This window comes from Anabaena cylindrica UHCC 0172 (assembly GCF_034931625.1).
GTDB classification, from domain to species: Bacteria; Cyanobacteriota; Cyanobacteriia; order Cyanobacteriales; family Nostocaceae; genus Anabaena; species Anabaena cylindrica_A.
Window position 1 is genome coordinate 61,856 of record NZ_JAYGGY010000089.1, and the last position, 16,823, is coordinate 78,678.

At 36.8% G+C, this 16,823-nt stretch carries 17 protein-coding genes; 13 read left to right on the top strand and 4 right to left on the bottom strand.

The window, feature by feature from the left end:
- The first annotated feature begins 767 nt into the window (after positions 1-767).
- On the top strand, positions 768-1,289 hold the full coding sequence (locus VB713_RS19415) for an NYN domain-containing protein (protein ID WP_015217058.1): 522 nt from the start codon (positions 768-770) through the stop codon (positions 1,287-1,289).
- 150 nt (positions 1,290-1,439) lie between these two features.
- Positions 1,440-3,035, top strand: coding sequence for a 2-isopropylmalate synthase (locus tag VB713_RS19420; protein ID WP_323313148.1), 1,596 nt, complete (start codon positions 1,440-1,442; stop codon positions 3,033-3,035).
- A gap of 46 nt (positions 3,036-3,081) precedes the next feature.
- Here VB713_RS19420 and VB713_RS19425 read toward each other — a convergent pair whose 3' ends face one another.
- A complete protein-coding gene (locus tag VB713_RS19425) occupies positions 3,082-3,519 on the bottom strand; it encodes a DUF29 family protein (RefSeq protein ID WP_323313149.1) in 438 nt (145 codons plus the stop codon).
- Positions 3,520-3,698: 179 nt separating this feature from the next.
- Between VB713_RS19425 and VB713_RS19430 the strand changes: the two genes are divergently transcribed.
- From VB713_RS19430 to VB713_RS19450, 5 genes are all read left to right on the top strand, one after another.
- Entirely contained in the window at positions 3,699-4,013 is a 315-nt protein-coding gene (locus tag VB713_RS19430; RefSeq protein WP_323313150.1) for a DUF433 domain-containing protein, read from the top strand.
- On the top strand, positions 4,006-4,323 hold the full coding sequence (locus tag VB713_RS19435; protein WP_323313151.1) for a DUF5615 family PIN-like protein: 318 nt from the start codon (positions 4,006-4,008) through the stop codon (positions 4,321-4,323). Before VB713_RS19430 ends, VB713_RS19435 begins: the two co-directional genes overlap by 8 nt.
- A gap of 91 nt (positions 4,324-4,414) precedes the next feature.
- A complete protein-coding gene (locus VB713_RS19440) occupies positions 4,415-5,722 on the top strand; it encodes an AAA family ATPase (protein WP_323313152.1) in 1,308 nt (435 codons plus the stop codon).
- A 5-nt stretch (positions 5,723-5,727) separates the two neighbouring features.
- The gene (locus tag VB713_RS19445) at positions 5,728-6,432 is read left to right on the top strand and encodes a hypothetical protein (RefSeq protein ID WP_323313153.1); all 705 of its coding nucleotides are present in this window, start codon (positions 5,728-5,730) and stop codon (positions 6,430-6,432) included.
- Entirely contained in the window at positions 6,429-7,874 is a 1,446-nt protein-coding gene (locus VB713_RS19450) for an ATP-dependent DNA helicase RecQ (protein ID WP_323313154.1), read from the top strand. Before VB713_RS19445 ends, VB713_RS19450 begins: the two co-directional genes overlap by 4 nt.
- Positions 7,875-7,979: 105 nt before the next feature.
- Here VB713_RS19450 and VB713_RS19455 read toward each other — a convergent pair whose 3' ends face one another.
- The 3 genes from VB713_RS19455 to pheS form a co-directional block, all read right to left on the bottom strand.
- Complete coding sequence (locus VB713_RS19455; protein ID WP_015217064.1) at positions 7,980-8,216, bottom strand: hypothetical protein; 237 nt, start codon at positions 8,214-8,216, stop codon at positions 7,980-7,982.
- Positions 8,213-8,644: a putative toxin-antitoxin system toxin component, PIN family gene (locus VB713_RS19460; protein ID WP_323313155.1), complete on the bottom strand. Its 432-nt coding sequence runs from the start codon at positions 8,642-8,644 to the stop codon at positions 8,213-8,215. The genes VB713_RS19455 and VB713_RS19460 overlap by 4 nt, the downstream gene beginning before the upstream one ends.
- Positions 8,645-8,728: 84 nt before the next feature.
- Positions 8,729-9,721, bottom strand: coding sequence for a phenylalanine--tRNA ligase subunit alpha (pheS, locus tag VB713_RS19465; protein ID WP_323313156.1), 993 nt, complete (start codon positions 9,719-9,721; stop codon positions 8,729-8,731).
- Positions 9,722-10,014: 293 nt separating this feature from the next.
- Between pheS and surE the strand changes: the two genes are divergently transcribed.
- From surE to VB713_RS19495, 6 genes are all read left to right on the top strand, one after another.
- Positions 10,015-10,812 (top strand): 5'/3'-nucleotidase SurE, encoded by a 798-nt coding sequence (surE, locus tag VB713_RS19470; protein ID WP_323313157.1) that lies wholly within the window; start codon positions 10,015-10,017, stop codon positions 10,810-10,812.
- Positions 10,813-11,094: 282 nt separating this feature from the next.
- Positions 11,095-11,982: an MBL fold metallo-hydrolase gene (locus tag VB713_RS19475; RefSeq protein WP_323313158.1), complete on the top strand. Its 888-nt coding sequence runs from the start codon at positions 11,095-11,097 to the stop codon at positions 11,980-11,982.
- 417 nt (positions 11,983-12,399) lie between these two features.
- Positions 12,400-13,494 (top strand): bifunctional riboflavin kinase/FAD synthetase, encoded by a 1,095-nt coding sequence (locus tag VB713_RS19480; RefSeq protein ID WP_323313159.1) that lies wholly within the window; start codon positions 12,400-12,402, stop codon positions 13,492-13,494.
- A gap of 144 nt (positions 13,495-13,638) precedes the next feature.
- Positions 13,639-14,547, top strand: coding sequence for a MoxR family ATPase (locus VB713_RS19485; protein WP_323313160.1), 909 nt, complete (start codon positions 13,639-13,641; stop codon positions 14,545-14,547).
- 182 nt (positions 14,548-14,729) lie between these two features.
- Positions 14,730-16,133, top strand: coding sequence for an AAA family ATPase (locus VB713_RS19490; protein ID WP_323313161.1), 1,404 nt, complete (start codon positions 14,730-14,732; stop codon positions 16,131-16,133).
- Positions 16,130-16,636 carry a hypothetical protein gene (locus VB713_RS19495; RefSeq protein ID WP_323313162.1) on the top strand — a complete coding sequence of 169 codons (507 nt, stop codon included), beginning with the start codon at positions 16,130-16,132 and terminating at the stop codon, positions 16,634-16,636. Before VB713_RS19490 ends, VB713_RS19495 begins: the two co-directional genes overlap by 4 nt.
- The last annotated feature ends 187 nt before the right edge of the window (positions 16,637-16,823 follow it).

The following is a 16,823-nucleotide window of genomic DNA, read 5'->3' on the forward strand; positions in this document are numbered from 1 at the left end:
CAGAATAATTCAGTATTAACATTTTGAAATCAAACTCTTATACATTACTCAAGTATGCTTTAATTCCAATCAAACTCGCATTTTTACAGTACTGCTAAAGAATCCCCCATCCAGATACTGCCCTATTTTCCTTGTCATTAAATTTCTATCTGTGATTGTTGCACAGATATCTACTAGATATGCTTCATCTTTGCAATTGGTTATAGTGAGATTCTATCCTAGCTTTAGACTCGACTTAAGCAAAAGGACAGCAGGAGAAGGCTAAATTTTTATCCTTCTATCACTAACCAAATCCATATTGGTTTAGCAAAGTCCAGGCAAAAGGCAGTTTCTGAATAATGGTATACTAGGCAACCTTCCCAGGAAGTCTTCTCACTGTGGTCAAATCTTGATACTTACCAGAAATTCATTTCTGTTATTGAGGACAAAATCTATTGATGGGCATCAGGCCAGATATTATTCTAAGTCCATGCCATACCTCTTTAGGAGTAAACTTGATCGATATACAGATCACAATCCTGTTACTCAGTCAATTTTATTGGTAGATTTTGATCACGGGGTATCTTGGAAAGAGTTGGAGGTTAAACAGGTTCAGTTAGCGAGTATATCAAATTTAATGTTTTAGCCAATTTTCTGCTTTGACAGAGGTAAGATAAAAGCTATACATGAAAACTACCTTTATAGATATTAGCGACCTTGCCAATTAAGAATTGCTATAATCTATTGTTCCATCTTACATTCTTATCTATTATTAGGTGTAAATTTCTATGGGTTCTCCAATGAATCGTCTGTCTATTTTTGTAGACGGAAACAATATGTTCTATGCTCAACAAAAAAATGGCTGGTTTTTTGACCCGCGACGGGTATTAGAATATTTCAAAAATGAGCAGTCAGACACAACATTAATTAATGCTTTTTGGTACACAGGCTTAAAAGATCCACAAGATCAACGCGGTTTTCGAGATGCACTGATTAGTTTGGGATATACAGTCCGCACCAAAATTCTTAAAGAATACTATGATGATGTTTCTGGTCGTTACTCGCAAAAAGCGAATTTAGATATTGAAATTGTTGTAGATATGTTTAATACAGTTGATCAGTATGACAGAGTTGTTTTATTTAGCGGTGATGGCGATTTTGAGAGAGCTATAGAACTATTACGTTCTAAAAATACTCATATAACAGTTGTATCAACAGAAGGGATGATAGCTAGAGAGTTACGTAATGCCACTGATAGATATATAGACTTGAATGATATTAGAGACCAGATAGAAAAAACTGAAGCTTAGTAAAATTAATAATTATTTACAAAGCCAGAATTAAATCAGGAAACTCTTAACAGAAAACAGTAAATAAGGTTCATAAACTGAAAATAACTGTTAAAAAATAAAGTTCCAGGTATTTTAAGCCCACAGTTACAACTAAACAACCCAAAACCAATGAGCAATCAAGCAGACAGAATTATCATCTTTGATACGACACTGCGAGATGGGGAACAGTGTCCAGGAGCAACCTTAAACATTGATGAAAAGCTGATTATTGCCAAGCAATTAGCGCGTCTAGGTGTGGATATTATTGAAGCAGGATTTGCCTTTGCTAGTCCTGGTGATTTTGAAGCAATCAGCAAAATTGCCCAAACTGTGGGCATAGAAAATGGGCCTGTAATTTGTAGTTTAGCCAGAGCTAGACATGATGATATCAAAGCCGCAGCAGCAGCGATAAAACCAGCCGCTAAAGGTAGGATTCATACCTTTATTGCCACTTCTGATATCCATCTGCAATACAAGCTGAAAAAGACTAGGCCGGAAGTGATAGCTATAGCTGAAGAAATGGTAGCTTATGCCAAAACCTTCACCGATGATGTAGAATTTTCTCCTGAAGATGCAGGACGCTCTGACCCAGAATTCTTGTATCAAGTTTTAGAAAGAGCGATCGCAGCAGGTGCAACAACAGTTAACATTCCTGATACCGTTGGTTACACCACACCCAGCGAATTTGGCAACATCATCAAAGGCATTATAGAAAACGTCCCCAACATCGACAAAGCAGTTATTTCCGTTCATGGACATAACGACTTAGGTTTAGCAGTTGCTAATTTTTTAGAAGCTGTGAAAAATGGTGCCAGACAACTAGAATGCACCATCAATGGGATAGGTGAACGGGCTGGCAATGCCGCTTTAGAAGAATTGGTAATGGCACTGCACGTCCGTCGGCAATATTTTAACCCCTTCTTTGGTAGACCTGCTGATTCTCAAGAATCATTAACTAATATTGACACCAAACAAATTTACAAAACTTCACGTCTTGTTTCCAACTTGACAGGAATGTTAGTGCAACCAAACAAAGCCATAGTTGGTGCAAATGCCTTTGCACACGAGTCTGGTATTCACCAAGATGGAGTGTTGAAAAATAAACTCACCTATGAGATTATGGATGCCCAATTGATTGGTTTAACAGACAATCAAATCGTTTTAGGTAAACATTCCGGTAGAAATGCCTTTGGGACTCGCTTGAAAGAATTGGGTTTTGAACTCTCTGAAACCGAGTTAAATAAAGCCTTCGTGAGATTCAAAGAATTAGGGGATAAGAAGAAAGAGATATCAGATTGGGATTTGGAAGCGATCGTTAACGATGAAATCCAACAAGCACCCGAATTATTCAGAGTCGAGTTAGTCCAGGTTTCCTGCGGTAGCAACGCCAAACCTACCGCAACAGTCACACTCCGCACCCCCGACGGTGAAGAATTAACAGATGCCGCCATAGGTACAGGCCCAGTAGATGCAGTTTATAAAGCCATCAATCGGGTAGTAAATGTACCTAATGAATTAATTGAATTCTCTGTACAATCTGTCACAGGCGGAATAGATGCTCTAGGGGAAGTAACCATCCGCTTAAAATATGAATCGCGTGTATTTTCAGGTCATGCAGCCAACACCGATATCATTGTGGCATCGGCTCAAGCTTATGTGAATGCACTAAACAGACTATATTCATCATTGCAACAACAAGCGAAGGAAGAAGTCACAGCATCATAGTAGGGTGGGTTAGACGCAACGGTTAATATAGTGTTAACAGATAGCCTTAATTTGCGTCGTAACCCACCTTTATCAATTCCAGCGCCTGAGTTAAAATTTCTTGTTCGTCAACCATAGCTGCTAATTCTTCAGTTTCATAACGTCCTTCCAACGCTTCTAGCGCCGCTCTTTTTAGTGCTACTTGATATCCTTCTCGGAGAATTTCCATTAATTCTATTTGATTCAAGTAAACACCTCCAGATTTGCGGCGCTTATTAATTTTATTAATTTCCCGCACTGCATTTTCTATAGATATTTCCCAAGAACGAGTAGAACGTTTTTCAGCTTTTTGTTTGATTAAATGAATGAGTAGAATTACGCCATAACTATCAATTTTATTGATTTTATCACTGAGGCTCATTTCTTCTAATTCATCCAGCAATAGTAAGGCTTCAGGAATCTTACCTTGTTCTAGAAGTTGTCTCAGTTCTAGTATTTCTTCCATAATTATTTGTTTAACTTGTAATAAAAATTAATATCTATTATATGTTATGATTACTTATAAGTGGATAAAATAATTTGTGAAATAACTTACCTTATAAAGCTATATCAAAGATAATTTTGCCGATAATTTCATAAATTAATTGGTTAAACTAAAGCTAGTTGCTAAATAAAAAAATATTTATGGAAAACAAGTTGGACAAGTATATTGAAGTTACTCCAGGGATTCGTAGTGGTAAACCACGTATTACTGGAACAAGAATTACAGTCGCAGATGTGGCCATTATGTATCTCCGCATGGGGCATTCCTTAGAAGAAATTGCCGGGAAATATCAGCTTTCACTAGCATCAGTTCATGTAGCTATAGCATTTTACTATGAGCATCGCCAAGAAATTGATCAGCAAATTACTGACGCGGAAACTTATGCAGAAACCGAACGTCTCAACAGTCCTTCACTGTTACAGGAAAAACTGAATGCAATGAAAAAGTATGCCTAAACGCATTCAATTTCACCTGGATGAAAATGTTGATCCTGATATTGCTTTAGCTTTGAGACAAGCTGGTATTGACGTGACAACTACACAGGGGTCAAATCTTTTAGCAGAGAGTGATATAGTGCAGTTAAATTTTGCTAAAGAACAGTTTCGGGTACTAGTTACACACGATGATGATTTTCTAATTCTCAATCATCAAGGAATTGATCATAGTGGCATTGTTTATTGTCGTAAAGATACAAAATCAATCGGTTATATTATTCGGATGCTAATCTTGCTTTACGAAGTTGCTACTTTTGAAGAAATGAAATGAAGGGTAGAGTAGAATATTTGTAAGTAGTGAGACAAAATTAAATCATGAAGTTAGAGAATAGGGAACAGAAAAATAACTTGTGTAATTAATTATGAAAATCCAACAGCTTGAACTTCAGAATTTTCGATGCTTTGAGCATAAAATATTTGATTTTTCCGATCAATTTAACGTTATTATCGGTGATAATGGTACTGGTAAAACTGCATTTTCCGACGCACTAAGATTGATAATTGGAGTATTTATATATAGACTGGCTGAGATTAGAGAAAATACATTTCAAGATAAAAGTCGAATACAAGATTCAGATATTAGACAAGTTAGAAATCAGAAAATTGAATGTAAATTACCTGTTGGATTATTTTGTAAGTCTATAATTAACGATATTTCAATTCAGTGGTCAACCACTCTTATAGAAGATAATGGTGCTTATGGTAGAACACCACACCTATCTCCAAATCTTATCCAGATTGTAGATTCTCTGAGAGAGAAAGTGAACAATTCTCAAAAAATAAACCTTCCTCTAATATCATATTATGGAACGGGTAGGCTCTGGACAATAAAAAAAGAATACCAGGAATATATAGACCTAAAATATTCACCAATAGGTCATTCCCGTTTTTGGGGATACACAGAAAGTCTCGATCCTAGATCCAATTTGGTTATTGATTGGTTTCGTTTTGAAGAACCGGAGATTCTTCTAGGACAACAATCTATCACAATTCATCAAGCAATTTCAAATGCTTTATATACTTGTCAAATAGATAATTGGATTGAGATGAACTATGATTCTAATGAAGATACTTTAGTTGTTAAATCCCGGAGTGGAAACTCGCAACATTTTACAAAATTGAGTGATGGTGTAAAAAATATGCTTGGCATGGTTGCTGATATTACCTATCGTGCGGCAAAACTCAATCCACATTTAGGGGCTGATGTTTCCAAGCAAACTCCTGGTATTGTACTTATTGATGAAATTGATTTACACCTACATCCCAAATGGCAACGTCGAGTAGTAGAAGATTTAAAAAGAACGTTTCCCAAAATTCAATTTTTTGCAACTACACATTCACCATTTATTATTCAGTCTTTAAGAGATGGAGAACTGATTGATCTCAATAACTCCGATTTAATACCAGCAGCAGAATATGAAAACAAATATACGGAATATATTATGGAAAATGTTATGCACGTTCCTAATACAAATAGAAATGAACGACATCAACAGATGATGAACGTTGCAGAAAGATACTATCAGATATTAGAAAATGCTAACAATACATCACCAGAAGAATTGGAAAAATTAAAAACAAAACTGGATGAATTAATAGAACCATATAGTGATGATGTTGCCTATTATGCTTTTTTGAAAATGAAGCGTTTAGCAAAATTAGGAGAATAATCACAGTGCGTCCAGTCAAACGTGGAAGTATACCAAGTGATCCAAAAACAGGTCAAAAAATTATTTTCAGGAAATTTCAGGATGCTAAACCACGTATTGTCGAAAGAATAGGTCATTATTGTTGCTATTGCGAAAAACCCGTAACAAATGTTCGTGATGTTGAGCATATTTTACCAAAACAGCATTATCCAAGACTACAAATTATTTGGCATAACTTTTTGATTTCATGTAGAGTTTGTAATGATATTAAAGGACATTCTTTAATCAGAAGAAAAAACTTTTATTGGGCTGATGTAGATAATACATTCCGCATCTTTGAATATCATCCTGTAAGCGCAGAGGTAAAGGTAAATTCCTTGCTTTCTGATCCAGAAAAAGTAATAGCAAAAAACACATTAGATTTAGTTGGCTTAGATAGAAAACCTGGACATCCTAAAATTACTCCAGCAGATGAGCGTTGGAAAGAACGGTTTGTCACTGTAGGAATAGCTCAAGAAGCATTATCTGACTTACAAAATAATGATACTCCTGAAATGAGAAAACAAATCGTTCGTACTGCTCAAGGTCAGGGATTTTGGTCTATTTGGATGACTATCTTCAAAGATGATCCTGATATGCTACAACGCTTTATTTCAGCATTTCCTGGTACTTGTGGAGATTGCTTTGATGTGCAAGGAAAAACTATTCCGCGTCCGAAAGGAAGAATATGAATAACCCTACTACATCATTAAATGAAGTCAAAACGGCATTAAAACAAATCTGGGGTTATGATGATTTTCGTCCACCACAGGGAGAAATTGTCAATAGTTTATTATCACAAAAAGATGCTTTAATAATTATGCCGACAGGAGGTGGAAAGTCGATTTGCTTTCAACTTCCTGCATTGCTAAAAACTGGATTAACTTTAGTAGTTTCTCCCTTGGTAGCACTAATGGAAAACCAAGTAGAAGAACTCAAACGGCAAAATCAAAAAGCAGCACTTTTACATAGTGAATTATCTACATCCCAACGTCGTGCAACATTGCAAGCTTTGGAAAAACAACAATTAAGATTATTATATTTATCACCAGAAACTTTACTCAGTCCCCCGGTTTGGGAAAAATTATCTCATCCCCAATTACAAATTAATGGAATTATCCTTGATGAAGCTCATTGTTTAGTACAATGGGGTGATACTTTTCGTCCAGCTTATCGGCGTTTAGGTGCAGTTCGTCCAGCGTTATTAAAATCAAAACCACCGGGAACTAAAATTAGTTTAGCAGCTTTTACTGCAACCGCTGATCCTTCAGCACAAAAGATTATTTCTACAGTTTTACAATTACAACAACCTGATAGTTATAAACTTAATCCTTATCGTCATAATTTACATCTTAGTGTTAAAATTGCTTGGACACCAAAGGGAAGAAAACAACAATTATTAAAGTTTATTCAAAATCGACCAAATCAGGCTGGTTTAATTTATGTCCGCACTCGGAGAGATAGCGAGAATTTAGCCCAGTGGTTAACAGAAATGGGGTATAAAACCGCTAGTTATCATGCAGGATTAGGTGCAACAGAAAGACGTGCGGTGGAAGCAAGTTGGTTAGGTGGAAAAATACCCTTTGTGGTTTGTACTTGTGCTTTTGGAATGGGGATTAATAAAAGTGATGTGCGGTGGGTGATTCATTTTCATACACCACATTTATTATCTGAATATGTGCAAGAAATAGGACGTGGGGGAAGAGATGGAAAACCAGCAGAAGCATTAACTTTAATCAGTGAACCAACGGGATTTTTAGATCCTGAAGATAAACAAAGACAGCAATTTTTTCAAGAACAAATGTTAAAGCAACAACAAAAAGCGCAACAATTAGTGAAAAAGTTACCGCAACAAGGAGAAGTTGCATCTGTTATCAAACAATTTCCTGATGCTGCAACGGCACTTTCTTTACTTCATAGTAGCGGACAATTGCAATGGCTTGATCCTTTTCATTATGCGATTTCTACAAAGTCAGGAAGTCAGCCACAAATGCAATTACAAGCTGCTAAACAAATGAGTGAATATCTGAATACTAAAAAGTGTCGTTGGCAATTTTTGTTAAATGCTTTTGGTTTTGGGAAAGAAGCAGAAAATTGGCGTTGTGGACATTGTGATAATTGTAAGCATCAATAATTTTAGACTAGAGATTCTAAAAAAGGACGCATTCCCCCATTGTATTGTTGGATATATGGAATTTTTAGCACATATCAAATATGTTTACTTAATAAATATGATCAATCACAATTGATCATATTCATCTGGTTCTATATCAGGAACTTTATTTAAAACTTGCTGAAATTTATCCCAACTACCATGTTTGGCTTTTTCATCAATATAATCTTTTGTCATCCATGCTGAAACTTGTGCTGATAGTGCAATGGAAACAAGTTGTTCAAGAGACATATTTTCTTTATTTGCTAAGGCTTCAACTTGTTTATATAAAGAATCAGGAATTTGCACGTTTAAGTTACTCATGATATTTCTCCTACGATTTGTAAAAATTCTTTGGGTAATACAACTTTAATGCCAAATTTATCTGCTGGCTTTAAATCTTTTTGATTGTAAGTAATAATAAAATCAGCTTGTGATTCTACGGCTAAATCTATGATAAAGTCATCATTTGGATCGATGGCTATTGGTCGCCATAAATAAAAAATGGTACGTTTATTGGCAATGGCACAAATAGCTTCTATAATGTTATTAATATCTTCATCATTTAAAGTTAATAGGTCTTTTTCTCGTTTGAGAATTGCTTCATACTCGAAGATTAAGGTAGTAGAAATATTTAATTGCCAACGGGTATCGTTAAGTATTGTTAACAGCCTATAGGATGCGCCACGACTTGATATTAGTCCTGATAATAGCACATTTGTATCTAATACAATTTGGTATGGAATTGTCATTTTCTTATAGTTGCTGGACGCTTTGCACTGTTGGCACACGGCTTTGTTTGATATTGTAAAGGACGGGGAAACCCCGCCCCTGCGTTAAAATTGCTGTAAAAAGCGCAAATCGCTATTATACAAACGGCGAATATCATCAATTTGATGTAAAACCATTGCAAAGCGTTCTACACCAAAACCGGCAGCAAAACCACTATAAACTTCTGGATCATAACCGACGGATTTCAGTACATTGGGGTCAACCATTCCGCAACCCATGACTTCTAACCAACGTCCATTCCACTGCAAATCTACCTCAGCAGAAGGTTCGGTAAAGGGGAAATAACTGGCACGGAAACGAATTGGTAAATCGCCAAACATTGCTTGTAAAAATACTTTAACTGTGCCTTTGAGGTCTGTGAAAGTCATTCCTTGATCGATCGCTAAAAGTTCAATTTGATGGAAAACGGCGGAGTGGGTTGCATCGACATCATCTCTTCGGTAAACCCGTCCTGGGGCAACAATTCTAACTGGTGGTTCTTCTTTTTCCATGTAGCGAATTTGCACCGATGAGGTATGAGTCCGCAGCAAATTACCATCTGGGAGGTAGAAGGTATCTTGCATATCACGGGCTGGATGGTCTGGTGGGGTATTCAGGGCTTCAAAATTGTAGTAATCTGTTTCCATCTCCGACCCTTGGGCGACGGTGTAACCCATGCCGACGAAGATATCCAATGCCTGGTCAATGATGCCGTTGAGGGGATGTATGCGACCTTGGGGACGATAAATACCGGGCATTGTCACATCTAAAGTTTCCGCCTCTAGCTGTGCTTCAATTTGAGCAGATTCTAAAGTGGTGCGTTGTTGGTCAAGGCTGTTTTGGATGGCTTCTTTAACTGTATTAGCGATCGCACCAATTTTGGGACGTTCCTCCGCACTCATCTGTCCCATACTGCGTAACAGCGCCCCTAATTGACCTTTTTTGCCCAAATAGTTAACTCTAAGTTCCTCTAGGCGTTCCAGGGTATCAGCAGATGCGATCGCACTTTCTCCCTCTTGTCGCAATGCTAAAAGTTGTTCCTCTAAATTGCTAGTCATTAGTTATTAGTCATTTGTGATTAGTCTATAGTTTATAGTCCCCAGCAGCCGACAGAGGGTGTAAACGACCATGATTATATGGCATTATTCCCACTGCCCTAGTTTTTAGCAACTATATCTCCTGCTTCCTGCCTCTTTGTACTAGCATGGATATAAGACAATAGAACCTAATCTAGATATCCGATCATAGAAATTTTATATTCTCTCTTGTGACCAAAAACACTGACAATAGACATTTAACTCATTATTAATGACTAATCACCAATTACCCAAAAACCAATGACCAATCACACATGAAATTACTAATTAGCAATGATGACGGTGTTTCCGCTTTGGGTATACGCACCTTAACCAACTGTTTAGCAGAAGCTGGTCATAACGTTACCGTAGTTTGTCCAGATAGAGAGCGATCGGCCACCGGACACGGATTAACCTTACACCAACCAATTCGTGCCGAAATAGTTGAATCTGTTTTTCATCCCGCCGTCAAAGCTTGGGCTTGTGATGGGACACCTTCCGATTGTGTAAAACTAGCATTGTGGGCTTTGCTAGATTCCCCTCCTGACTTGGTATTATCTGGAATTAACCAAGGTGCCAATTTAGGAACCGAAATTCTGTATTCAGGAACTGTTTCAGCGGCTATGGAAGGTATGATAGAAGGCATTCCTAGTATTGCGCTGAGTCTTACCAGTCATACTCATAGAGACTTTCACCCAGCTGCCAACTTTGCCAAACTCTTAGTTGCACAGATAGCAGCAGCACCTCTACCAGACTTAATGTTACTTAATGTCAATATTCCTCCCATAGCCTGGGAAGAAATTGCTGGTGTCACTCTCACCCGTCAGGGAGTGCGTCGCTATGTTGATGTTTTCGACAAACGAGTTGATCCTCGTGGCAAAACCTATTACTGGTTAACTGGTGAGGTTTTAGAGGATGTTGAACCACCATCTGGGTTAAATTTATCTCCTGACATTCCCATTGATGTCAATGTTGTCCGTAATAACTACATCAGTATTACTCCATTGCAATACAATCTTACGTATGCTAATGGGCTAGATAAACTATCTACAAGGGAATTTAAATTTCCGTAAATTTTGCAGAGTCTGCTCAACATTTAGCATTCATTAAATTTACCGCCCTACAACTGAAAGTTGCGAATTTAGGAGATATACTGGGATAACTAAATACACATAAATTCTGTTAGATCGAAATTTGTAATATATATTATTACAATATAGTTACAATAAAAATTTATCAAGGTATACATTTTTACTATTAGAATTGTTATACCCAAGGTTAGTCAGACAGCATAAACTGAAAAAATAAAAAGCATTTTTTGATTGATAGCTAGCTCAGTCCAGCAACCAACACCCATGTCTAGGATAGAGAATCAATTTACAGTCGAATTTTGGGGCGTTAGGGGCAGCATCCCCTGTCCAGGTTCAAATACCGTCCGCTATGGCGGTAACACTCCTTGCGTTGCAATGCAAGCGGGTGGTAAAAACTTAGTTTTTGATTGTGGTACGGGAGTACACGTTTTGGGACAATCTTTATTGCCCCAAATGCCAGTAGAAGGTCATATATTCTTCACTCACTCCCATTGGGATCATATGCAGGGGTTTCCTTTCTTTACCCCAGCCTTTATCAAAGGTAATAAGTTTCATATCTATGGAGCGATCGCACCCGATGGATCAACAATTGAGCAACGGCTCAATGACCAAATGCTTCATCCCAACTTCCCCGTTCCATTGCAGATTATGCAGGCTAATTTGGAATTTCACAACATTAAAGCCGGCAAACCAATCTACATTGACGACATTATCATAGAAACTGCACCGTTAAACCATCCCGGTGAAGCCGTAGGATATAGAGTGAACTGGCGAGGTGGAGCCGCTGTTTACATCACAGATACAGAACATTTTCCTGACAAATTAGATGAAAATATCCTCTGGCTATCACGGGATGCCGATATTTTAATTTATGATTCCACCTACACTGACGAAGAATACAACTCTCCACAATCACCAAGAATTGGCTGGGGACATTCTACTTGGCAAGAAGCTGTCAAAATAGCACAAGCAGCAAACGTCAAAACCCTAGTCATTTACCACCATGATCCAGCCCATAATGACGATTTTTTAGATGATGTAGGCAAACAAGCATTTGATAAATTTCCTGGCGCAATCATGGCAAAAGAAGGATTAGTACTGCCAATTCCTGTCTTAGATCCTGTATCAAAATCCTTTCCTCTGAGAAAGTAAGTAAATCTCTCATTGATAATTAAATAAGTCCGTACACTTATTGACAAATATCTATAGGTGTATTATGTATAAGCCTAATAAATTAATCAAAAAATTAGGTCTTTCTGTAAAAACGATTCAGCAAAAATTTATTCTTAATATTTCTGCCTCCTATTCCTCTGTCCTCTGCCTTTCTTCCGTCATTTGTAGATTTTAGATTAGATTGGTGATCAGAGAGCTAACAGCGCCACAGCCTGCCTATTGGTGAAGTGGCAATTACTGGTAGATCAGCTTTTTGGCTTCACCAGCAGGTCAAACAAGCCTCTAGAAGCCTCTCAAGCTGCTGAGAGTAGGAAACATCCTACCGCAAAAATATAAGCAATTGAGAGGTCGCCAAGCGCTGATAGCTAAAAATAAACCTAAAATCCCAGAATCCACGTGCTAAATTTGTCTCAAAATGGGTGTTCTGTGTGGGTTGCTTCTTCGACCAAATTGGCTCGAACACCGACTGCGATCGCTCTTGGTAAATTTGATGGTGTTCATATTGGTCATCAAAAGGTAATTCAACCAGTTTTGCAGTCAGCAAGGGGTGAAAGTGGGCGAGGAGATAGGGAGAAATTACTAGAAAATTCACCTGTTCACCCCTCAACATTGGCATCATCCCCAGAACATACATACTCAACAGTTGTCACCTTTGATCCTCATCCCCAGGAGTTTTTTACAGGTCAACCACGTGCTTTGTTGACACCACTGGATGAAAAAGTTCAACAATTGCGATCGCTTGGGGTAGAACAACTCGTATTATTACCCTTCGACAAAGAACTATCGGCCCTATCTCCCCAAGACTTCGTAGCCAAAATACTTGTCCAACAACTCAAATGTCAAAAAATCAGCGTTGGGCAGGATTTCTGTTTTGGGAAAAAACGCATGGGTACTGCCCAAGATTTGCAAATACTTGCTGCCAAGTACGATATACCTGTAACCATTGTTCCGCTACAAACTGATACAGGCGAATTACCCAAAAATAGCAATTGTATCAACACCGAACCAATTGAGGATGGTCGCATTAGCACCTCATTAATCCGCCAAACCTTAGAATCAGGCGATATTCAACGAGCCAACCGCTTACTAGGAAGACCTTATACCCTAACCGGATTAGTCATACAAGGTCAACATTTGGGGAGAACCATTGGCTTTCCCACCGCCAACCTGCAACTACCAACAGATAAATTTTTACCACGTCAAGGAGTTTACGCAGTACGAGTAGTCATCCTCAGCGAAACGCCAGACAATCTTCCTACTCAGAATTTAGGTGTAATGAATATCGGCAATCGCCCCACTGTCAACGGTACTCATTCCTCAGTAGAAGTACACTTGTTGGATTGGTTTGGTGATTTATATGGAAAAAACTTGGTAGTGCAGTTAGTAAAATTTCTGCGCCCCGAACAAAAATTTCCTTCCCTAGAAGCCCTAAAAACCCAAATCCAACTTGACTGCACAGTAGCCAGAGAAATTTTAAATCCACAATGCTGAATTTGGAATGTTAATTGGGAACAATGTATGGTATAGGGTGATTGGTAATAGGTGATTGGTGATTGGAGGTATGAAAAAAATAAATATTCCCCTCATCTTTCCCCAATTCCCAGTCCCTAGTACCAATTCCCCAACCCCCAGTGCATGAGAGACAAAATTGACGCTTTAACACAAAATCTGGCTCGTACCATCGTTGGTAAAAATGAAGCAATACATTTAGTGATAATTGCTTTATTGAGTGGTGGTCATGCCTTGCTAGAAGATGTTCCTGGGGTGGGTAAAACCCTGCTCGCCAAATCTTTAGCCCGGTCTGTAGATGGTAAGTTTCAACGGTTACAGTGTACCCCCGATTTATTGCCAACTGACATCACTGGTACTAATATTTGGAATCCTAAAAGCGGCGAATTTAGTTTTCTCCCTGGGCCAATATTTGCCAATGTGCTTTTAGCTGACGAAATTAACCGTGCTACCCCCCGCACCCAGTCAGCTTTGCTGGAAGTAATGGAAGAAAATCAGGTAACAGTTGATGGTGTCTCCCGTGCAGTTCCTCAACCATTTTTTGTCATTGCTACCCAGAACCCCATTGAGTACCAAGGTACTTTTCCACTGCCCGAAGCACAAATGGATAGGTTTATGCTGTCTTTAAGCTTGGGCTATCCTTCCGAGTCAGACGAATTGGGAATGTTGCAAAATCTGCAAAATGGAATTCAGGTGGCTGATTTGCAGCCTTGTATCACCTTGGCAGAAATAGCTCAGTTACGCCAACTTTGTTCGCAGGTAAAAGTAGAAACATCATTGCAACAATACATTTTAGAATTGGTGCGAGCAACTAGAGAGGATGAAGAAATCACTCTTGGTGTTAGTCCTCGTGGGACTGTGGCATTACAAAAAGCCAGTCAAGCACGAGCTTTTATGTTAGGACGAGATTATACTATTCCCGATGATGTGAAGTTTCTCGCACCTCACGTTATGTCTCATCGCCTGATTCCTAGAGGTGGCAGGAATGCCAGGACTATAGTAGATCGTTTATTGCGATCGCTCCCCATTCCTTAAATAATTGTAGTATCCGGGAGGTAGAACCTCCCAATGGGCATTCCCAGTCTCTGATTGGGAACAAGATAAACGAGATAAATAATTTTGCAAACAGTTTTGATAGCTGGGGATATCTCTACGACGGCCTATACCTATGCAATATAATTAAATTATTGTCAAATATGAAAAAATAACCTTGACCTATGCAAAAAATTATTATCAAAAACTTCGGTGCAATTCAAAATGCAGAAATAGAAGTCAAGAAAATATTAGTTTTGATTGGTGAACAAGCCAGCGGTAAAAGCACGATTGCTAAATTAATTTACTTTTTTAAATCATTAAAAGAAGATATATTTAGTCACATTTATCAGGATACACAGAAAGATTATTTTGATATTGATTCCGATCTCATATCTCCTATAAAAGAAAAATTTTATAACTTCTTTGATTTTACATTTCAGTTACCTAACTTTGAAATAACATTTTATTATAATCTGGAACAAGATAAATACTTAACCTTAACTCTTAATAATGAAAAAAGATTGCTCTGTCTATTAAGTGATAATCTATTGACAGAAAATTTTAAAGATTCTTTAATTCAGACAAAAAAGAGCTTTCAACAATTGTTAAATATAGATAAAGACCAATTTGATAAATTACGAAATATAATTTATATTACATATATCAACAGGCTTCATGAATTATTAGATGAAATTTTTGAAATTAAACAAGCCAATTCATTATTTATAATTTCCGGCAGAAATGCTACAGTTAGTTATTCTAATCTTTTTGAGAAATATTTATTTGCAATTGTTCAGAGAAGTGCAAAGGAAAACAGAAAAGAAGTTTTTCTTAACAAGGAATACTCAATAGATGAAAATTTAATGTTAAATTTTATCGAAAGAGTTGAAACAATTAAAGAACATTTTAAGCATTTTGGTAATTTTCAAGGATTAATGGAAATTTACCAAAATAAAATAACAAATAAAATACATTTCATTAAAAACAAAATGAATGAAATTTTGAAAGGAGAATATCAAATTGATCAGATGGGAGAAAAAATTGTCTTTAATAATGAGAAAAACGATTATATCTATCTTTCTCATGCTTCATCAGGACAGAAAGAGTGTATAAGGATATTACAAGATATTTTTCTTAATATCCTTGAAAATGTAAAAATATTAAGAATAATAGAAGAACCAGAAGCACATTTATTCCCTGTTGCACAAAAGCAACTGATTGAGTTATTAGCTTTAATGGTTAATCATAATGATGATAACCAACTCATTATTACTACTCATAGTCCTTATATATTAACAGTTTTTAATAATCTCCTTTTTGCAAACAGAGTAGTTGAAAAAAATCCATCAGCAGAATCTGAAGTAACGCAAATAATTCCTAAAGATTGTTGGCTTGATGCTCATGATTTTTCAGCTTATTCATTAGGTAATCAATCTTTTGTTGAGGATAAAAATTATTGTGAGTCCATTTTTAATATGGAAAAAGGTACTATTCAACAAAATTATTTGGATACTGTTTCCGAAATTTTAGGTGGTGATTTTCAGACTTTGTACAGTATTCACGCTAGAACTTTTGCAAGAAGATGAGCAAGTTTGAAGACATCAAAGAACATTTATCAAATAATTTCACTAATTTTTCTGATTTTCTAGAAATTGAATTGAAAGCAGAGTTTTCAGTAATAGATTATCAGGGACAATCTTTTATCATTATCAATATTCAGTTTGATGATAATACATTTATGATTAAACTAAATGGTGTTGAGACTGTGATAAAAAGCTTTGATAGCACTAAATTATTTAATGTAAGCAATGCTAAAATAGTTGGCTTTATTCCTATTGATGGAAAAAAAGGACTTTTAGGATTTGGTACTTCTCATTGCGATTTTGTATTTTTTGATGAAACAGATTTTTGTTTTGTAGAATTTAAATTGAATGCAACAAGTGTCAGAAAAGTAAATAAAAATAGGATAGATGCTATTGGGCAATTAAAAAATACTATTTATTTGTTTGATCAAAACTTAGAGAAAAACTACGAAGGTTTAAATTTAGAAGCTTATATTTGCACTCCTGAATTTTACCTGACGGGATGACGAAATAGTCTAAAAAGCTTATCAGATGCAGATTGTACCGATTTATGGTAAAAAAGATAGATATACTTTTCTCAATAAGGAGTATCTATTGATAATGTTACCTGAATTTTACAAAACACACCTAAAAAGTCAATTGAATCTGGCAGAATATATCTTGCTCAAAATTATGATTATTCTGCTGCAATCA

What these genes read in the sequence shown, in the direction of transcription:
- VB713_RS19460 (WP_323313155.1), bottom strand. Translation starts at nt 8,644, where the DNA reads ATGACAATTCCATACCAAATTGTATTAGATACAAATGTGCTATTATCA.
- VB713_RS19490 (WP_323313161.1), top strand. Translation starts at nt 14,730, where the DNA reads ATGCAAAAAATTATTATCAAAAACTTCGGTGCAATTCAAAATGCAGAA.
- VB713_RS19440 (WP_323313152.1), top strand. Translation starts at nt 4,415, where the DNA reads ATGAAAATCCAACAGCTTGAACTTCAGAATTTTCGATGCTTTGAGCAT.
- VB713_RS19430 (WP_323313150.1), top strand. Translation starts at nt 3,699, where the DNA reads ATGGAAAACAAGTTGGACAAGTATATTGAAGTTACTCCAGGGATTCGT.
- VB713_RS19455 (WP_015217064.1), bottom strand. Translation starts at nt 8,216, where the DNA reads ATGAGTAACTTAAACGTGCAAATTCCTGATTCTTTATATAAACAAGTT.
- VB713_RS19415 (WP_015217058.1), top strand. Translation starts at nt 768, where the DNA reads ATGGGTTCTCCAATGAATCGTCTGTCTATTTTTGTAGACGGAAACAAT.
- pheS (WP_323313156.1), bottom strand. Translation starts at nt 9,721, where the DNA reads ATGACTAGCAATTTAGAGGAACAACTTTTAGCATTGCGACAAGAGGGA.
- VB713_RS19420 (WP_323313148.1), top strand. Translation starts at nt 1,440, where the DNA reads ATGAGCAATCAAGCAGACAGAATTATCATCTTTGATACGACACTGCGA.
- surE (WP_323313157.1), top strand. Translation starts at nt 10,015, where the DNA reads ATGAAATTACTAATTAGCAATGATGACGGTGTTTCCGCTTTGGGTATA.
- VB713_RS19475 (WP_323313158.1), top strand. Translation starts at nt 11,095, where the DNA reads ATGTCTAGGATAGAGAATCAATTTACAGTCGAATTTTGGGGCGTTAGG.
- VB713_RS19495 (WP_323313162.1), top strand. Translation starts at nt 16,130, where the DNA reads ATGAGCAAGTTTGAAGACATCAAAGAACATTTATCAAATAATTTCACT.
- VB713_RS19450 (WP_323313154.1), top strand. Translation starts at nt 6,429, where the DNA reads ATGAATAACCCTACTACATCATTAAATGAAGTCAAAACGGCATTAAAA.
- VB713_RS19485 (WP_323313160.1), top strand. Translation starts at nt 13,639, where the DNA reads ATGAGAGACAAAATTGACGCTTTAACACAAAATCTGGCTCGTACCATC.
- VB713_RS19435 (WP_323313151.1), top strand. Translation starts at nt 4,006, where the DNA reads ATGCCTAAACGCATTCAATTTCACCTGGATGAAAATGTTGATCCTGAT.
- VB713_RS19425 (WP_323313149.1), bottom strand. Translation starts at nt 3,519, where the DNA reads ATGGAAGAAATACTAGAACTGAGACAACTTCTAGAACAAGGTAAGATT.